This window comes from uncultured Pluralibacter sp., assembly GCF_913775985.1.
Lineage (GTDB): Bacteria > Pseudomonadota > Gammaproteobacteria > Enterobacterales > Enterobacteriaceae > Pluralibacter.
Map to the genome: position 1 here is coordinate 219,689 of NZ_CAJYMB010000147.1, position 16,585 is coordinate 236,273.

The 16,585-nt window shown below is 61.5% G+C and carries 13 protein-coding genes and 1 pseudogene; 9 read left to right on the top strand and 5 right to left on the bottom strand.

All coding sequences use genetic code 11. From position 1 onward, the window contains the following. Positions 1-52 precede the first annotated feature (52 nt). Together QZ766_RS18505 and plsY are read right to left on the bottom strand one after the other, a co-directional pair. Positions 53-1,519 (bottom strand): MFS transporter, encoded by a 1,467-nt coding sequence (locus tag QZ766_RS18505; RefSeq protein WP_297205709.1) that lies wholly within the window; start codon positions 1,517-1,519, stop codon positions 53-55. A gap of 116 nt (positions 1,520-1,635) precedes the next feature. Beyond that, positions 1,636-2,268, bottom strand: a complete 633-nt coding sequence (gene plsY, locus QZ766_RS18510; protein ID WP_297205711.1) for a glycerol-3-phosphate 1-O-acyltransferase PlsY — start codon at positions 2,266-2,268, stop codon at positions 1,636-1,638. A gap of 107 nt (positions 2,269-2,375) precedes the next feature. Here plsY and folB point away from each other — a divergent pair, with 107 nt between their 5' ends. Further along, complete coding sequence (folB, locus tag QZ766_RS18515; protein ID WP_297205714.1) at positions 2,376-2,738, top strand: bifunctional dihydroneopterin aldolase/7,8-dihydroneopterin epimerase; 363 nt, start codon at positions 2,376-2,378, stop codon at positions 2,736-2,738. A gap of 96 nt (positions 2,739-2,834) precedes the next feature. After that, entirely contained in the window at positions 2,835-3,656 is an 822-nt protein-coding gene (gene bacA, locus QZ766_RS18520) for an undecaprenyl-diphosphate phosphatase (protein ID WP_297205718.1), read from the top strand. On the opposite strand, the gene QZ766_RS18525 is transcribed toward bacA, so the two are convergent. Together QZ766_RS18525 and QZ766_RS18530 are read right to left on the bottom strand one after the other, a co-directional pair. Further along, positions 3,649-4,887, bottom strand: a complete 1,239-nt coding sequence (locus QZ766_RS18525; RefSeq protein WP_297205720.1) for a multifunctional CCA addition/repair protein — start codon at positions 4,885-4,887, stop codon at positions 3,649-3,651. The two genes, bacA and QZ766_RS18525, sit on opposite strands and share 8 nt — an antisense overlap. 72 nt (positions 4,888-4,959) lie before the next feature. Beyond that, complete coding sequence (locus tag QZ766_RS18530; RefSeq protein WP_297205722.1) at positions 4,960-5,580, bottom strand: TIGR04211 family SH3 domain-containing protein; 621 nt, start codon at positions 5,578-5,580, stop codon at positions 4,960-4,962. Positions 5,581-5,794: 214 nt separating this feature from the next. Between QZ766_RS18530 and QZ766_RS18535 the strand changes: the two are divergent. The 3 genes and pseudogenes from QZ766_RS18535 to hldE all read left to right on the top strand — a co-directional run. After that, positions 5,795-6,694 (top strand): annotated as a pseudogene (locus QZ766_RS18535) (CYTH domain-containing protein); the annotation flags it as partial. A 24-nt stretch (positions 6,695-6,718) separates the two neighbouring features. Next, complete coding sequence (glnE, locus tag QZ766_RS18540; protein WP_297205725.1) at positions 6,719-9,559, top strand: bifunctional [glutamate--ammonia ligase]-adenylyl-L-tyrosine phosphorylase/[glutamate--ammonia-ligase] adenylyltransferase; 2,841 nt, start codon at positions 6,719-6,721, stop codon at positions 9,557-9,559. A 55-nt stretch (positions 9,560-9,614) separates the two neighbouring features. Beyond that, positions 9,615-11,042, top strand: a complete 1,428-nt coding sequence (gene hldE, locus QZ766_RS18545; protein WP_297205728.1) for a bifunctional D-glycero-beta-D-manno-heptose-7-phosphate kinase/D-glycero-beta-D-manno-heptose 1-phosphate adenylyltransferase HldE — start codon at positions 9,615-9,617, stop codon at positions 11,040-11,042. A gap of 97 nt (positions 11,043-11,139) precedes the next feature. Here hldE and ppa read toward each other — a convergent pair whose 3' ends face one another. Next, positions 11,140-11,670: an inorganic diphosphatase gene (gene ppa, locus QZ766_RS18550; protein WP_297205731.1), complete on the bottom strand. Its 531-nt coding sequence runs from the start codon at positions 11,668-11,670 to the stop codon at positions 11,140-11,142. Between the two features lie 291 nt (positions 11,671-11,961). Here ppa and ytfQ point away from each other — a divergent pair, with 291 nt between their 5' ends. The 4 genes from ytfQ to yjfF all read left to right on the top strand — a co-directional run bounded on the left by ytfQ (position 11,962) and on the right by yjfF (position 16,523). Continuing rightward, the gene (gene ytfQ, locus QZ766_RS18555; RefSeq protein ID WP_297205733.1) at positions 11,962-12,918 is read left to right on the top strand and encodes a galactofuranose ABC transporter, galactofuranose-binding protein YtfQ; all 957 of its coding nucleotides are present in this window, start codon (positions 11,962-11,964) and stop codon (positions 12,916-12,918) included. 87 nt (positions 12,919-13,005) lie between these two features. Continuing rightward, positions 13,006-14,511: a galactofuranose ABC transporter, ATP-binding protein YtfR gene (ytfR, locus tag QZ766_RS18560; protein ID WP_297205735.1), complete on the top strand. Its 1,506-nt coding sequence runs from the start codon at positions 13,006-13,008 to the stop codon at positions 14,509-14,511. A gap of 10 nt (positions 14,512-14,521) precedes the next feature. Then, positions 14,522-15,544: a galactofuranose ABC transporter, ATP-binding protein YtfT gene (ytfT, locus tag QZ766_RS18565; protein ID WP_297205737.1), complete on the top strand. Its 1,023-nt coding sequence runs from the start codon at positions 14,522-14,524 to the stop codon at positions 15,542-15,544. Continuing rightward, on the top strand, positions 15,531-16,523 hold the full coding sequence (gene yjfF, locus QZ766_RS18570) for a galactofuranose ABC transporter, permease protein YjfF (RefSeq protein ID WP_297205741.1): 993 nt from the start codon (positions 15,531-15,533) through the stop codon (positions 16,521-16,523). Before ytfT ends, yjfF begins: the two co-directional genes overlap by 14 nt. Positions 16,524-16,585: the final 62 nt, after the last annotated feature.

Here is a 16,585-nt window from a genome sequence, read left to right on the forward strand (position 1 = left end):
TCGGCACCGGGGGCAGTCCGTCATAGGAAAATGATCTGGACGCGGGCGCCGGCTATGCCGGGTAATCCTCAGCGTCAATATCATAGCCGGATGGTTCCCAACGGATCGTCAACAGCGACAGCAGGCCAATCAGCGGCGCGGCGGCAATCACCCAGAACACCCCGGTATCGAACGCCGCCACCAGCAGCGGGAACAGAAACAGCGACAGGGTCGAGCTGCTGCGCATCAGCGTCTGGTTAAGGCCGACGCCGGTGCCGCGCAGGGAGGTGGGATAGCTCAGTGAGGCAAAGGTCATGGTGTGCGCCCCTGGTCCGAAACCCTGACCGAACAGGAACAGCGCCAGCATCGCCACGGCAATAATACCTTCGCCGGCGCCGTCCGGGCGGCCGACGATAGCCAGCACCACCAGGGCGATCAGCTGGCAGGCGTAGCCGGCGAGCGACATTTTCCACGCCCCGAGCCGGGGCACCAGCCGCACCGCCAGCAGCCCGCCGGTAAAGGCAAACAGCAGGTTCAGCGCCAGGGAGATAAGAATGGTGGTCAGCATCGACTGCACGAAGAAGCTGGCGATAATCACCGGCAGGCCGAACGCCACGGCGTTATAGGCAAAGGAGGAAACCACCGACAGCAGCGTCGCCAGCGCGGTGCGCGGCAGGTAGCGTCCGCGAAACAGGGTGGCGTAGTTGCGCCATCCCGCAGTGCGTCCCGCGGGCCGGGCGGCAGGCGCATCTCCCGCTACCCGGGCATTGATGTTATAGGCCTTGCGCAAAATCGCCGCCGCCTCCTGCAGGTTGCCCTGGTTGGCCGCCCACACCGGCGATTCGCTCATATAGCGGCTGCGGATGGCAATAATCACCAGCGCCGGCACCGCGCCGAAGCCGAGAATAATCCGCCACAGCCAGTCGCTGTGGGTGGCGGGCAGCACGGTATAAAACAGCAGCACCAGCAGATACGAAATACTGATGGCGGCGTACCAGGTGGGGCACCACATGGCGACGCTGGCGGCTTTATTTCCGGGGCCTTTCAGCCGGGCAAACTCGCTGAGAAACGCCATCGCCACCGGCAGATCGATACCGACCCCCAGCCCCATCACAAACCGCGCCCCGGCGAGGACGTACTCATTGGGGGCCAGCGCGCAGGCTACTGCCGCGACCACGAAAAAGATCATATCCGCCATAAACACCCGGTAGCGGCCAATCTTATCCGTCAGGTAGCCGCCGACCAGCGCGCCGATAATGGCTCCGAAGGTAATGGCCGACGCCACCATGCCGGTACCGGCAGGGGACAGACTAAACTGGCGGGTAATGTCCTTCAGCCCGAAAGCCAGCGCCCCTAAATCGTAGGCGTCGAGGAAAATGCCGCCCAGGGCGATGCCGATAACGATGCGCGCGTTGGTGCGCGGGCGGTCGCTCTGGTTAACCAGCGTTGAGACATCCGCGGCGCTGCGGATCCAGTGAACGTCGCCGGCGGTATTTTCCGCGGCGGGCGCGGGGGAAGAGGCTGTTAAAACGTCTGTCATGGCGTTGTGCTTCGCTAAGAAATGTATGCGCTGAGCATCGCACAGACATATAGACGTCTAAAAGGCGGGTTGGTTATGGTTTATTGCGAAATGGAATAAGTGGCCCGGAGGCTGAGCTACTCCGGGTCTTTATCAGCGTCCTGCTTCGCTTTACCGCGGCCGAGGCGCGTCCAGATTTTCGGCTCCTGCCGCCGCCACAGGCGCTGAATATTGTCGTGATGGCGCAGCAGGATCAGGCACGAGAGCATGGAGACCGGAAAGGTGAACTGGGGTTTGAACCACCAGACGTAGAACGGTGCCACCAGCGCGCTGACGATCGCCCCGAGGGAAGAGTAGCCGCCGAGCAAAACCGTCAGCAGCCAGGTGCCCGCCATTACGCCGGTTAAATCCCAGCCGATAGGGGCGATAGCGCCGAAGGCGGTGGCGACGCCCTTGCCGCCGCGAAAGCCAAAGAAGACCGGCCAGATATGGCCCAGGCAGGCGGCCAGCGCCACCATCCCGATCCAGAATGGCGTGAGGCCAAGGCCCCAGGCGCCCCAGGTGGGCAGCATGCCTTTGAGGATATCGAAAACCAGAACCGCCACCGCCGCGCCCTTGCCGCCGAGGCGCAGCACGTTGGTGGCACCGGGGTTGCCGGAGCCGTTCAGGCGAGGATCGGGCAATCCGGCAAGGCGACAGACCAGAATCGCGCTGGAGACAGAGCCGCAAAGGTAGGCGAGGATGGCCATTCCAGGCGCGATTACACTCATAATCCTGTTCCGTTTAGAAAATGTATCGGTATTCTCATCATCTGTGGATAATACGCATATTTTGCCGGAAGTGGTATCCGGCCAGGGCAAAAAGCAGGCGGGGCGTGATGGACATTGTATTTTTGGAACAGCTTTCCGTAATCACCACCATCGGTGTTTACGACTGGGAACAAACCATTGAGCAGAAGCTGGTGCTCGATATCGAAATGGCCTGGGACAACCGCCGCGCCGCCGCCAGCGACGCGGTGGAGGACTGCCTCAGCTACGCCGACATCAGCGACGCGGTGGTGGCGCACATTGAGGGCGGAAAATTTGCGCTGGTGGAGCGCGTGGCGGAAGAGGTGGCGCAGCTGCTGCTGACCCGCTTTAACTCGCCGTGGGTGCGGATCAAGGTCAGCAAGCCCGGCGCGGTGGCCCGCGCGGCTAACGTTGGCGTGATCATCGAGCGTGGACAAAAAATCACCGCCTGAGAAAGTAGTCATATTAATTAAACAAATCATAGATATTTGTGTCTTAAGCGCCGTGAATCTATAACGGCTTTTTTTATTATTTTTAAGGGTTATGTAATGGGTGATATGCACTCGCTGCTGATTGCGGCAATTCTGGGGATTGTTGAAGGATTAACGGAGTTTCTGCCTGTATCCAGTACGGGACACATGATCATTGTTGGCCATCTGCTGGGATTTGAAGGCGAAACGGCCGAAACCTTCGAAGTGGTTATTCAGCTGGGTTCAATTCTGGCAGTCGTCGTGATGTTCTGGCGCCGCTTATTCTCTCTGATTGGCATTCATTTTGGCCGTCCGCCGGTGCACGAAGGCGTGGGCGCCGGTCGCCTGTCGCTGATCCACGTCCTGCTGGCGATGGCGCCCGCCGTGGTGCTGGGGCTGGTGCTGCATGACACGATCAAATCGCTGTTTAATCCGATAAACGTGATGTATGCCCTGATCGTCGGCGGCGTACTGCTGATCGCCGCCGAACTGTTCAAGCCGAAAGTGCCGAAGACCCAGGGACTGGACGACATGACCTACCTGCAGGCGTTTTTGATTGGCTGCTTCCAGTGTCTGGCGCTGTGGCCGGGTTTCTCCCGCTCGGGCTCTACCATCGCCGGCGGTATGCTGCTCGGCATCAGCCGCTACGTAGCGGCTGAGTTCTCGTTCCTGCTGGCGGTGCCGATGATGATGGGCGCGACGGCGCTGGATCTCTACAAGAGCATGGGCTTCCTGACCGCCGCCGATATTCCGATGTTTGCCGTGGGCTTTGTTACCGCCTTTGTGGTGGCGCTGATTGCGATTAAAACCTTCCTGCATATCATCAAGCGCATCACCTTTATTCCTTTCGCCATCTACCGTTTTATCGTGGCGGCGGCGGTGTTCGCGGTGTTTATGTAGCCTGCGGACAGCGTTTATCCTTCCACTGCGCGACGGCGGCAACCCGCCGTCGCGTCAGTTCCTCCCGCACCTCGGGACCTTTAAATCCTGCTTCAATCACCGGCTTAGTTGGCACGTTCCGCGCCACCTCCCACGCTTCGCGCAGCAGTCTTCCCTGCGGATAGGCTTTGGCTTCAAAGCCGGTGCGCCCGCGCACGTCGGCCTCGCTGGTCAGCGCCAGCTGCTCCACCCGCTGCGGCCTGCGCCAGGCGTCGATAGCATCAAACAGTTTGACGATGGTGGCGGGTTTGAGGATCGGGAAGGTGTGGATCAGGTCGTGATGCTCGGCGACCAGCCTGGCTAAATCACGCAGGTCGTTAGGAATGCGCAGCCGGGCGCACATTGCTTCTACCAGCTTGACCCCCGCCGGGCCGTGGCCGTGATGGCGCGGCCAGAGCGCCGGCGGCGTCAGGCCTTTGCCGAGATCGTGACACAGGGTGGCGAAACGCACGTCGACCGACGGCGTCAGCATGGCGGCCATCGACAGGGTCATCAGCGTGTGCACGCCGGTGTCGATTTCCGGATGCCATTTGGCCGGGGCGGGCACGCCAAACAGGGCGTCCAGCTCCGGGAACAATACCTTCAGCGCGCCGCAGTCGCGCAGCGTCTGAAAGTAGACCTGCGGGTTGCGGGTGGCGAGCGCGCTTTCCGTCTCTTTCCACACCCGCTCTGGCGTCAGGTGCGCCAGCTCGCCGGCGGCGGTCATCCCGCACATCAAGTCCATGGTCTCATCGGCAATGCGAAAGCTTAAGTGGGCGTAGCGGGCGGCAAAGCGGGCAACCCGCAGCACCCGCAGCGGATCTTCGCTGAAAGCGGGAGAGACGTGGCGCAGCAGGCGATCGCGTAAATCCTGCTCGCCGCCGTAAGGGTCAATAATCTGCCCGCTGTCGTCCTGCGCCAGTGCGTTAACGGTGAGATCCCGGCGCAGCAGATCCTGTTCGAGGGTGACATCGGGGGCGGCGTAGCAGGTAAAGCCGGTGTAGCCGGAGCCGGACTTCCGCTCGGTGCGGGCGAGGGCGTATTCCTGGTGGGTTTGCGGGTGGAGAAACACGGGAAAATCGCGGCCTACCTGCTGGTAGCCCGCGTCAAGCATTTGCTGCGGCGTCGCGCCGACAACCACCCAATCTTTATCTTTTATCGGCAGGCCCAGTAGCGCATCGCGCACTGCCCCGCCAACCAGGTAACTCTTCACGCCGCCAGGCTCCTCTTCGCATTGGTTATTGACCGATGATACGGAAGTGCAGCGGCGATAGCTAATCGGGCGTCAGTTCATCCAGCGGTCTTTGCGCTTGCGGCTCGGTACCAGGTGCGGCAGCACCAGGCCGAGGATCAGGCCCGCGCCGAGCACGCCGCCGCCGTACATGAACCACTGCATAATAATAGTGCGCTGTTTGTCATCAAGCTGCAGATTCGCGGCATTCACCTTCTTCTGGGCCACGATAAGCTCGTTTTTCAGCTTCTGGTTCTCTTCTTTCAGGCCGTTAATCACGCTATCGCTGCCCGCCACCTTTTTCTGCATGTCGGCGGTGCGCTGGTTCCAGGTAGTGTCGATGTTGTTCAGCTTGTCGGTCAGGGTCTTAACCTGGTTTTCCAGGTCCGGTACGCGGGTTTTCAGGCTCGGGCTGGTGCTCAGCTCCTTCAGCGGGATCCACACGGTGCGGCCGCTGCTGTCTTTCACCTGCGCATACTGGGTGTCGTTATTGGTTTGCAGGAGGGTGACGGCCTCTCCGGCGTTGACGGTGCCGACCAGGCGGTAGTTATCGCCCGGGCCGCTGCGGACCCAGGTATTTAATTCGTCGGAGACATAACGTTTTTCATCGGCGTGGGCGATGGTGGAAGCGCTAAGTGCAAGTAAAGTGAGTCCAATCAGGCGTAATTTAAGCATCAGGTCGTCATTTTAGTCATGGGGTGGAACGAAAAAGTCGCACGAGATAGTAGAGGCATCAGTCTGACGACGCCAGGCATTCTGCTGCAATCGGAATCCTCCAGGAGGAGATTGCATGGCAAAGTGCGTAGAAATACACTCTACTGACAAGGAAATTACGCGTAAGTTCGACGTTACCCCCCAATCCCGGCAACTCAACCATAAGAAAGCGGTCATGGAACAGGAAATCGAATTGAAGTTTATCATTGCGCCGCGCGGCGTGGAGACTCTCCGCCAGCGGCTCAATACCCCCGGCGTGCGGCACATTCCCGCCGCGCAGCTCCTCAACATCTATTACGAAACCGACGACAGCTGGCTACGCCGCCACGACATGGGCCTGCGCATCCGCGGGCGCGGCGGCGAGTACGAAATGACGCTGAAAACCGCCGGGCGGGTGGTGGGCGGGTTGCACCAGCGCCCGGAGTACAACATTGCGCTCGATAACGCCGAGCTGGCGCTGGAGAAGCTGCCCGCCGACGTCTGGCCCGGCGGGTCGCTGCCGGAGGATCTCGCCGCGCGCGTCAAGCCGCTGTTCAGCACCGATTTTGACCGCGAAAAGTGGCTGGTGGATGAGGGCGAGAGCCGGATTGAGATTGCGCTGGATCTCGGTGAAGTCCGCGCCGGCGAGCACCGCGAGCCCATCGGCGAACTGGAGCTGGAGCTGCTGGAGGGCCGGGTCGAAGACGTGCTGGCGCTGGCGGGCGAGCTTATCGCCACCGGCGTGCTGCGCCAGGGCAGCCTGAGCAAAGCCGCCCGCGGCTATCATCTGGCGAAGGGCAATCCGCCCCGGGAGATTAACAGCGCGCCGCTGGTATCGGGCGAGGCCGGGCTGGAAGCGGCGCTGGCCCACTGGCAGTACCACGAAGAGCTGTGGCTGCGCGGCAATAAAAAAGCCAAAGCGGAGGTGGTGAAAGCGGTAAACGCCATTCGCGAGGCGCTGGCCGACAAGCACGAAATGGCCGCCGAGCAGATGGCGCAGGTTGGCGCGGTTATTGATGCCGCCGCCAGCGCCGACGAAGCCGCCTTCAATCCGCAGGTGGCCCGCGCCAGGCTGATGCTCACCGCATTTCTTGTCACCGGACGATAACAGAGGAATACCATGACCGCGCTCTCCCTCCCGCTACAGCAGCACTGGCAGACGGTTGCCGACCGCCTCCCGGACGATTTTCCCGCCGCCGGGCTCAGCGCGCAGGCGCGGGCGGCGATGGCCTTCAGCGATTTCATCACCCGCGGCCTCATCGCCCATCCGCAGTGGCTGGCGGAGCTGGAGCAGGTGCCGGTACAGGCCGACGAGTGGCGGCACTACCCGCAGTGGCTCAGCGAGACGCTGGCGGAGGTCGGCGATGAAAATAGCCTGATGCACGCCCTGCGGCTGTTTCGCCGCCGGGTGATGGTGCGCATTGCCTGGGCCCAGGCGCTATCGCAGGTCACCACCGAACAGAGCCTCCGGCAGCTGAGCGAGCTGGCCGAAACGCTGATTGTTGCCGCCCGCGACTGGCTGTACTACGCCTGCTGCCGGGAGTGGGGCACGCCGACCAGCGCCCGGGGCGAGGCGCAGCCGCTGCTGATCCTCGGCATGGGCAAGCTCGGCGGCGGCGAGCTGAATTTCTCTTCGGATATCGACCTGATTTTTGCCTGGCCGGAGCACGGCGCCACTCAGGGCGGGCGGCGGGAGCTGGATAACGCCCAGTTCTTCACCCGGCTCGGACAGCGGCTGATCAAAGTGCTGGATCAGGCGACCATGGACGGCTTCGTCTATCGGGTGGATATGCGCCTGCGCCCGTTTGGCGAAAGCGGCCCGCTGGTGCTGAGCTTCTCCGCGCTGGAAGATTACTACCAGGAGCAGGGCCGCGACTGGGAGCGCTATGCGATGGTTAAAGCGAAGGTGATGGGCGACAGCGGCGGCGCCTACGCCGACGAGCTGCGCGCCATGCTGCGGCCGTTTATCTTCCGCCGCTATATCGACTTCAGCGTGATCCAGTCCCTGCGCAACATGAAAGGGATGATCGCCCGGGAAGTGCGCCGCCGCGGCCTGAGAGACAACATCAAGCTCGGGGCGGGCGGTATTCGCGAAATTGAGTTTATCGTTCAGGTCTTTCAGCTGATCCGCGGCGGGCGGGAGCCCGCACTGCAGAGCCGCTCGCTGCTGCCGACGCTGGATGCCATTGACGCGCTGCACCTGCTGCCGGAAGGGGACGCCGGGATACTGCGCGACGCCTATCTGTTCCTGCGTCGCCTGGAAAACCTGCTGCAGAGCATTAATGATGAGCAGACCCAGACCCTGCCGGAGGACGCGCTCAGCCGCGCCCGGCTGGCGTGGGGCATGGGCTACGGCGACTGGGAAGCGCTGTACGCGCGGCTGGGCGAAAAAATGGCTGCCGTGCGCCGCATCTTCAACGCTCTGATTGGTGATGATGAAGAAGATAGTCCGGACGAGCAGCTGTCGGAGCAGTGGCGCGAGTTGTGGCAGGACGCGCTGCACGAGGAGGACACCACGCCGGTGCTCGCCCACCTTAGCGACGTCGAGCGGCTGCGGGTGGTGGCGGAGATTGCCGACTTCCGCAAAGAGCTGGACCGGCGCCCCATCGGCCCGCGCGGCAGACAGGTGCTGGACGCGCTGATGCCGCACCTGCTGAGCGAAATCTGCCCCCGGAACGACGCGCCCCTGACCCTGACGCGCATTATGCCGCTGCTGACCGGCATCGCCACCCGCACCACCTATCTTGAGCTGCTGAGCGAGTTTCCCGGCGCGCTCAAGCATCTGATCCGCCTGTGCGCCGCTTCGCCGATGATTGCCAGCCAACTGGCGCGCTATCCACTGCTGCTGGACGAGCTGCTCGATCCCAACACGCTCTATCAGCCGACCGCCACCGACGCCTACCGCGACGAGCTGCGCCAGTATCTGCTGCGCGTGCCGGAAGACGATGAGGAGCAGCAGCTGGAGGCCCTGCGCCAGTTTAAGCAGGCGCAGCTGCTGCGCGTGGCGGCGGCAGACATCGCCGGCACGCTACCGGTAATGAAAGTGAGCGATCACTTAACCTGGCTGGCGGAAGCGATGATCGACGCGGTCGTCCAGCAGGCGTGGACCCACACCGTGGCCCGCTTCGGCCAGCCGCGCCACCTGGCCGGGCGCGAAGGCCGGGGCTTCGCGGTCATAGGCTACGGCAAGCTCGGCGGCTGGGAGCTGGGCTACAGTTCCGACCTGGATCTGGTGTTCCTGCACGACTGCCCCCCTGACGTGATGACCGACGGCCCGCGGGAAATCGACGGCCGCCAGTTCTACATCCGGCTGGTCCAGCGCATCATTCACCTGTTCAGCACCCGCACCTCCTCCGGCATCCTGTACGAAGTGGACGCGCGCCTGCGCCCGTCCGGTGCCGCCGGCATGTTGGTGACCACCGCCGAGGCGTTCGCCGACTACCAGCGCAGCGAAGCCTGGACCTGGGAGCACCAGGCGCTGGTGCGCGCCCGGGTGGTTTACGGCGACGCGCGGCTGCACGCGCAGTTCGATGCTATTCGTAAGGACATCCTGACCACCGCGCGCGACGCTGAAAAACTGCAAACCGACGTGCGCGAGATGCGCGAGAAGATGCGCGCCCACCTCGGCGGCAAGCATCGGGAGCGCTTTGATATCAAGGCGGACGAGGGCGGCATCACCGATATCGAGTTTATTGCCCAGTACCTGGTGCTGCGCTACGCCCACCATAAGCCGAAGCTGACCCGCTGGTCCGATAACGTGCGCATTCTGGAACTGCTGGCGCAAAACGACATTATGGACGATGCTCAGGCGCTGGCCCTGAGCCGCGCCTACACCACGCTGCGCGACGCGCTGCACCACCTGGCGCTGCAGGAGGCGCCCGGCCACGTGGCGCCGGAGGCTTTTGCCGCCGAACGTGAGCTGGTTAGCGCCTGCTGGCACAAGTGGCTGGCGGCGCGGTGAGTTGTGCTATCATCCCGCGCAAATCGCACGATGAAGAATATTGCAGGAGTCTGAAATGAAAGTAACGCTGCCGGAGTTTGAACGCGCGGGCGTGCTGGTGGTCGGCGACGTGATGCTGGACCGCTACTGGTATGGGCCGACCAGCCGTATCTCTCCGGAAGCCCCGGTGCCGGTGGTCAAAGTGGATACCATTGAAGAGCGTCCCGGCGGCGCGGCCAACGTGGCGATGAACATCGCCGCGCTCGGTGCCGGTTCGCGGCTGGTGGGCCTCACCGGCGTTGACGACGCGGCCCGGGCGCTTAACAACGCGCTGGCCGGGGTCAACGTGCAGTGCGACTTCGTGGCGGTGCCGACGCATCCGACGATCACCAAGCTGCGGGTGCTCTCCCGCAACCAGCAGCTGATCCGCCTCGATTTTGAAGAGGGTTTTGCCGGCGTCGATCCGCAGCCGCTTCACGATCGTATTCAGCAGGCGCTGGGCGACATCGGCGCGCTGGTGCTCTCTGACTACGCGAAAGGGGCGCTGGAAAGCGTGCAGGCGATGATCCAGCTGGCCCGCGCGGCGAATGTGCCGGTGCTGATCGATCCGAAAGGCACCAACTTCGAGCGCTACCGCGGTGCGACGCTGCTGACCCCGAATCTCTCGGAATTCGAAGCGGTGGCCGGTAAATGCAAAGATGAAGTGGAGCTGGTGGCGCGCGGCATGAACATTATCGCCGACTACGATCTCTCCGCGCTGCTGGTGACCCGCTCGGAGCAGGGGATGACCCTGCTGCAGCCGGGCAAGCCGCCGCTGCACATGCCGACGCTGGCGCAGGAGGTGTACGACGTCACCGGCGCGGGCGATACGGTGATCGGCGTGCTGGCAGCGACCCTTGCCGCGGGCAACTCGCTGGAAGAGGCTTGCTTCTTTGCTAACGCCGCCGCGGGCGTGGTGGTAGGCAAGCTCGGCACCTCCACCGTCTCGCCGATTGAGCTGGAAAATGCGGTGCGCGGCCGCGCCGATACCGGCTTCGGCGTGATGAGCGAAAGCGAACTCCAGCAGGCGGTTGCCGCCGCCCGCAAACGCGGCGAGAAAGTGGTAATGACCAACGGCGTGTTCGACATTCTGCACGCCGGCCACGTCTCCTATCTGGCCAACGCGCGACGCCTCGGGGATCGCCTGATTGTGGCGGTGAACAGCGACGCCTCAACCCGCCGCCTGAAAGGCGAAACCCGGCCCGTGAACCCGCTGGATCAGCGGATGATCGTACTGGGCGCGCTGGAGTCGGTGGACTGGGTGGTCTCTTTTGAAGAAGATACGCCGCAGCGGCTGATTGCCGGCATCCTGCCCGATCTGCTGGTCAAGGGCGGCGACTATCGCCCCGAACAGATTGCCGGCAGTGAAGAGGTGTGGGCCAACGGCGGTGAGGTAATGGTGCTGAACTTCGAAGATGGCTGCTCCACCACCAACATCATCAAGAAGATCCAGCGCGACAGCTGATCCCGCGCTCGCGCCTGACGCCCCGCCTCGCGGGGCGTTTTTTTGCCAAAAAAAAACGGCCCCCGAATCGGGAGCCGCTCTTCACGCTGAAAAAAAATTATTTCTTCTGCGCGCGCTCGTAGGAGGCGATGATTTCAGCTTTGGCCGCTTCCGCGTTTTCCCAGCCGTCAACTTTAACCCACTTGCCTTTTTCCAGATCTTTGTAGTGCTCAAAGAAGTGGGTGATCTGCGCTTTCAGCAGTTCCGGCAGGTCGTTCACATCTTTGATGTGATCGTACTCTTTGCTCAGCTTGGTGTGCGGAACCGCAACCAGCTTGGCGTCTTCACCGGATTCGTCGGTCATTTTCAGTACGCCAACCGGACGGCAGCGGATCACAGAGCCCGGCTCCAGCGGATACGGAGTCGGGACCAGCACGTCAACCGGGTCGCCATCCAGGGACAGGGTGTGGTTGATGTAGCCGTAGTTGCACGGGTAGAACATCGCGGTAGACATGAAACGGTCAACGAACAGCGCGCCGCTGTCTTTGTCCACTTCATATTTGATCGGATCGGCATTGGCCGGAATTTCGATAACGACGTAGATGTCTTCAGGCAGTTCTTTGCCCGCCGGAACGTTCAGTAAGCTCATGTCTGATTCCTTAAAATGGAGGTCAATCAAGTGCCGGACATTATAGCCAACTGAGTCTGAATGTCGTGAATTCTTTTACCCGCAGCCCTTACTCTCGCTAAAAATAAGACCTGTTGAAGGATGAAAAATCCATAAACACAGCCGTGCGCTGAATACCCATATGAAAGCGTTTACAAATTTGGTTCGCTCTTTACTGAAGTGTGATATTGCGCAGTTTGTTGCGATTAACGTTGTCTATAGTTTTCGATAGTTGACGCTTTTTATAACAATAACCCTGCGAGGATACATCATATGTGGAAGCGCTTACTTCTTGTCTCTGCAGTCTCTGCCGCCCTGTCGTCTGCGGCGCTGGCCGCGCCGCTAACGGTCGGTTTTTCTCAGGTAGGTTCGGAATCCGGCTGGCGTGCCGCGGAAACCAGCGTGGCAAAAAGCGAGGCTCAAAAGCGGGGGATTACGCTAAAAATTGCCGACGGCCAGCAAAAGCAGGAGAACCAAATTAAGGCCGTGCGCTCGTTTATCGCTCAGGGCGTGGACGCAATATTTATTGCGCCGGTTGTCGCCACCGGCTGGGAGCCCGTTCTCAAAGAGGCGAAGCGGGCTGATATTCCGGTACTGCTGCTCGACCGCTCTATTGATGTGAAAGATAAATCGCTGTACATGACCACCGTGACCGCCGACAACGTTCTGGAAGGCAAGCTTATCGGCGACTGGCTGGTTAAAACCGAAAACGGCAAACCCTGCAACGTCGTGGAACTACAGGGGACGGTGGGTGCCAGCGTTGCCATCGACCGTAAGAAAGGTTTCACAGAGGCTATCGCCGGTGCGCCTAACATCAAGGTTATTCGCTCCCAGTCCGGCGACTTTACCCGCAGCAAGGGTAAAGAGGTGATGGAGAGCTTTATCAAGGCTGAGAACGGCGGCAAAAATATTTGTATGGTCTATGCCCATAACGACGATATGGCCATTGGCGCTATCCAGGCAATTAAAGAGGCGGGCCTGAAGCCGGGGAAAGACATCCTGACCGGCTCCATCGACGGCGTGCCGGATATTTATAAAGCGATGCAGGCCGGAGAGGCCAACGCTAACGTCGAGCTGACGCCGGATATGGCCGGACCGGCCTTTGATGCGCTGGAAAAATTCAAAAAAGACGGCACCGTACCGCCGAAGTTAACCCTCACCGAGTCCCGGCTGTATCTGCCAGCCGACGCCCAGGCGCAGCTGGATAAGAAAAAGGGCATGGGCTACTAACCTCACATCCCCGCAGGCGGCCCTCTTCCGCCGGGAGAGGGCGCGCTGAGTAACTTTCTCAGGATCGCGCATTTCTGGAGCTGAATCATGAGCACAATATCCGCACAGCCGGAGTTACTGCGCACGGAAGGCTTAAGTAAGAGTTTCCCCGGCGTTAAGGCGCTGGATAATGTCGATTTCAGCCTGCGGCGCGGCGAAATCATGGCGCTTCTGGGAGAGAACGGCGCCGGGAAATCGACCCTCATTAAGACGCTGACCGGTGTTTATCAGGCCGACCGGGGTACGGTCTGGCTGGAAGGCGAGACCATCGCGCCAAAAAGCACCGCCCACGCCCAGCAGCTCGGCATCGGCACGGTTTATCAGGAGGTCAATCTGCTGCCGAACATGTCGGTGGCGGATAATCTGTTTATTGGCCGCGAACCCCGGCGTTTTGGGCTGATCCGCCGTGGGGAGATGACCGAGCGGGCCACGGGGCTGATGGCGTCCTACGGTTTTTCCCTCGACGTTACCCAGCCGCTGAACCGCTTTTCGGTAGCGATGCAGCAGATTGTCGCCATCTGCCGCGCAATCGATCTCTCCGCGAAGGTGCTGATCCTCGATGAACCCACCGCCAGCCTCGACGCGCAGGAGGTGGAGATGCTGTTTACCCTGATGCGCCAGCTGCGCGATCGCGGCGTCAGCCTGATTTTCGTCACCCATTTTCTCGATCAGGTTTATCAGGTTTGCGATCGCATTACCGTATTGCGCAACGGCGGCTTCGTCGGCTGCCGGGAGGCGGCTTCGCTGCCGCAGGTTGAGCTGGTGAAAATGATGCTTGGCCGCGCGCTGGATAGCGAGGCGCTCCACCGGGCCGGACGCACGCTGCTCAGCGATAAGCCGGTGGCAGCATTCAGCGGCTACGGCAAAAAAGGGGTGATAGCCCCGTTCGATCTGCAGGTCCGGCCCGGAGAGATTGTCGGACTGGCGGGGCTGTTGGGTTCGGGACGCACGGAAATGGCCGAGACTATCTTTGGTATCAAACCGGCAGACAGCGGCAGCGCTGAAATTAAGGGCAAACCCCAGCGCCTGCGATCTCCGCGTCAGGCCTCGCGCCTCGGGATCGGCTTTTGCCCGGAAGATCGCAAAACCGACGGCATTATCGGTGCGGCGTCGGTGCGGGAAAATATTATCCTCGCCCTTCAGGCCCAGCGAGGCTGGCTGCGGCCACTATCGCGGCGGGAGCAGAATGACATCGCCAGCCGCTTCATTCGCCAGCTGGGGATCCGTACCCCCAGCGCCGAGCAGCCCATCGAGTTTCTCTCCGGCGGCAATCAGCAGAAGGTGCTGCTTTCCCGCTGGCTGCTCACCCGACCGCAGTTCCTGATCCTTGATGAGCCTACCCGCGGTATTGACGTCGGGGCACACGCGGAGATCATTCGCCTGATTGAGACGCTCTGCGCCGACGGGCTGGCGCTGCTGGTTATCTCCTCCGAACTTGAGGAACTGGTGGGCTATGCGGATCGGGTCATTATTCTGCGCGATCGCCGACAGGTGGCGGAGATCTCCGTTGAGGCACTGTCGGTAACGGCGATCGTCAATGCGATCGCGGCATAAGGAGCTTCCCGTGATGTCAGGTTCTGTTTCTCCCGCGTCGCCAAAGCGGCGGCTGTGCTGGCCTACTGGCACACCGCAAATAGCGGCCCTGCTGCTGGTGCTGCTCATTGACAGCCTTGTCTCGCCGCACTTCTTCCAGGTGGTGCTGCAGGATGGGCGGCTGTTCGGAAGCCCAATCGATATTCTCAATCGTGCGGCGCCGGTCGCGCTGCTGGCCATCGGTATGACGCTGGTGATCGCCACCGGTGGAATCGATCTTTCGGTTGGTGCGGTGATGGCCATCTCCGGCGCAACGGCGGCATCAATGGTGGTGGCAGGTCACGCGCTGCCCGTGGTGCTGCTGGCGGCACTGGCAACCGGGGCGCTGGCGGGCTTGTGGAATGGCATTTTGGTGGCGGTGCTGAAAATTCAGCCCTTTGTCGCCACCCTGATTTTAATGGTTGCCGGGCGCGGCGTGGCGCAGCTTATCACCGCCGGGCAGATCGTGACATTTGACTCGCCGGCGCTGGCGTGGCTCGGCAGCGGCCGACTGCTGCTGTTTCCGGCGCCGGTGATGATTGCCCTGCTGACGCTGGTCGTTTTCTGGCTGGTTATTCGCAAAACGGCGCTGGGGATGTTTATTGAAGCGGCGGGGATCAATCTTCGCGCGGCTAAAAATGCCGGGGTAAATACCCGGGTTGTGGTGATGCTGACTTACATCTTGAGCGGCATCTGCGCCGCGATAGCCGGGATCGTGGTCGCAGCGGACATTCGCGGCGCGGACGCTAATAACGCCGGATTGTGGCTGGAGCTGGATGCCATTCTGGCCGTCGTCATTGGCGGCGGATCGCTGATGGGCGGGCGCTTTAACATGCTGCTCTCGGTGGTGGGCGCGCTCATTATCCAGGGGATGAATACCGGCATACTGCTCTCTGGCTTTCAGCCGGAACTTAATCAGGTGGTGAAAGCGGTTGTCGTACTCTGCGTGCTGGTCGTGCAGTCCCCGCGCTTTATCGCCCTGCTAAAACGAGGCCGCCGCCATGCTAAAACGTAATCTGCCGCTAATGATCACTCTCGGGGTCTTCGTGCTCGGCTATCTGTACTGCCTGACCCAGTTTCCGGGGTTCGCCTCCACGCGGGTGATTTGCAACATCCTTACCGATAATGCCTTTCTCGGAATTATCGCGGTAGGAATGACCTTTGCGATCCTCTCCGGCGGGATCGATCTTTCCGTCGGCTCGGCGGTGGCGTTTACCGGGGTCTTTCTGGCGAAGGCCATCGGCGACTGGGGATTGTCGCCGCTGCTGGCATTTCCGCTGGTGCTGGTGATGGGCTGCGCCTTCGGCGCGTTCATGGGGCTGCTCATTGATGCGCTGAAGATCCCCGCGTTTATCATTACTCTGGCCGGAATGTTTTTCCTGCGCGGCGTCAGCTATCTCATCTCTGAGGCATCGATCCCCATCGATCATCCCATCTACGAGCAGCTGTCGGACATGGGCTGGTCAATTCCCGGAGGAGGGCGGCTTAGCGCGATGGGACTGCTGATGCTGCTGGTGGTGGTGTTGGGTATGCTGCTGGCGCACCGCACGCGCTTTGGCAATCAGGTATATGCAATCGGTGGAAGCGCGGCGTCGGCGGGGCTGATGGGGATTTCTACCCGCAGCACCACCGTGCGTATTTATATGCTCTCTACGGGGCTGGCGACGCTGGCGGGGATCGTGTTCTCCATCTATACCCAGGCAGGCTACGCGTTGGCGGGGGTTGGCGTGGAGCTGGACGCTATCGCATCCGTTGTTATTGGCGGTACGCTGCTCAGCGGCGGCGTAGGCACGGTACTGGGCACGCTGTTCGGGGTCGGCATTCAGGGGCTGATTCAGACTTACATCAATTTTGACGGCACCCTGAGTTCGTGGTGGACCAAAATCGCGATTGGTATTTTGCTGTTTATCTTCATTGCGCTGCAGCGCGGATTAACGCTGCTGTGGGAGCGCCGACAAAATGCCCCGGTGACGCGGGTGGCCTCTCACTCCTGATACCGCACGCGGGCCGCTCAAGACAGGCCGGGCAACTTTTGCTACAGTGCCCGCTGTCTGAA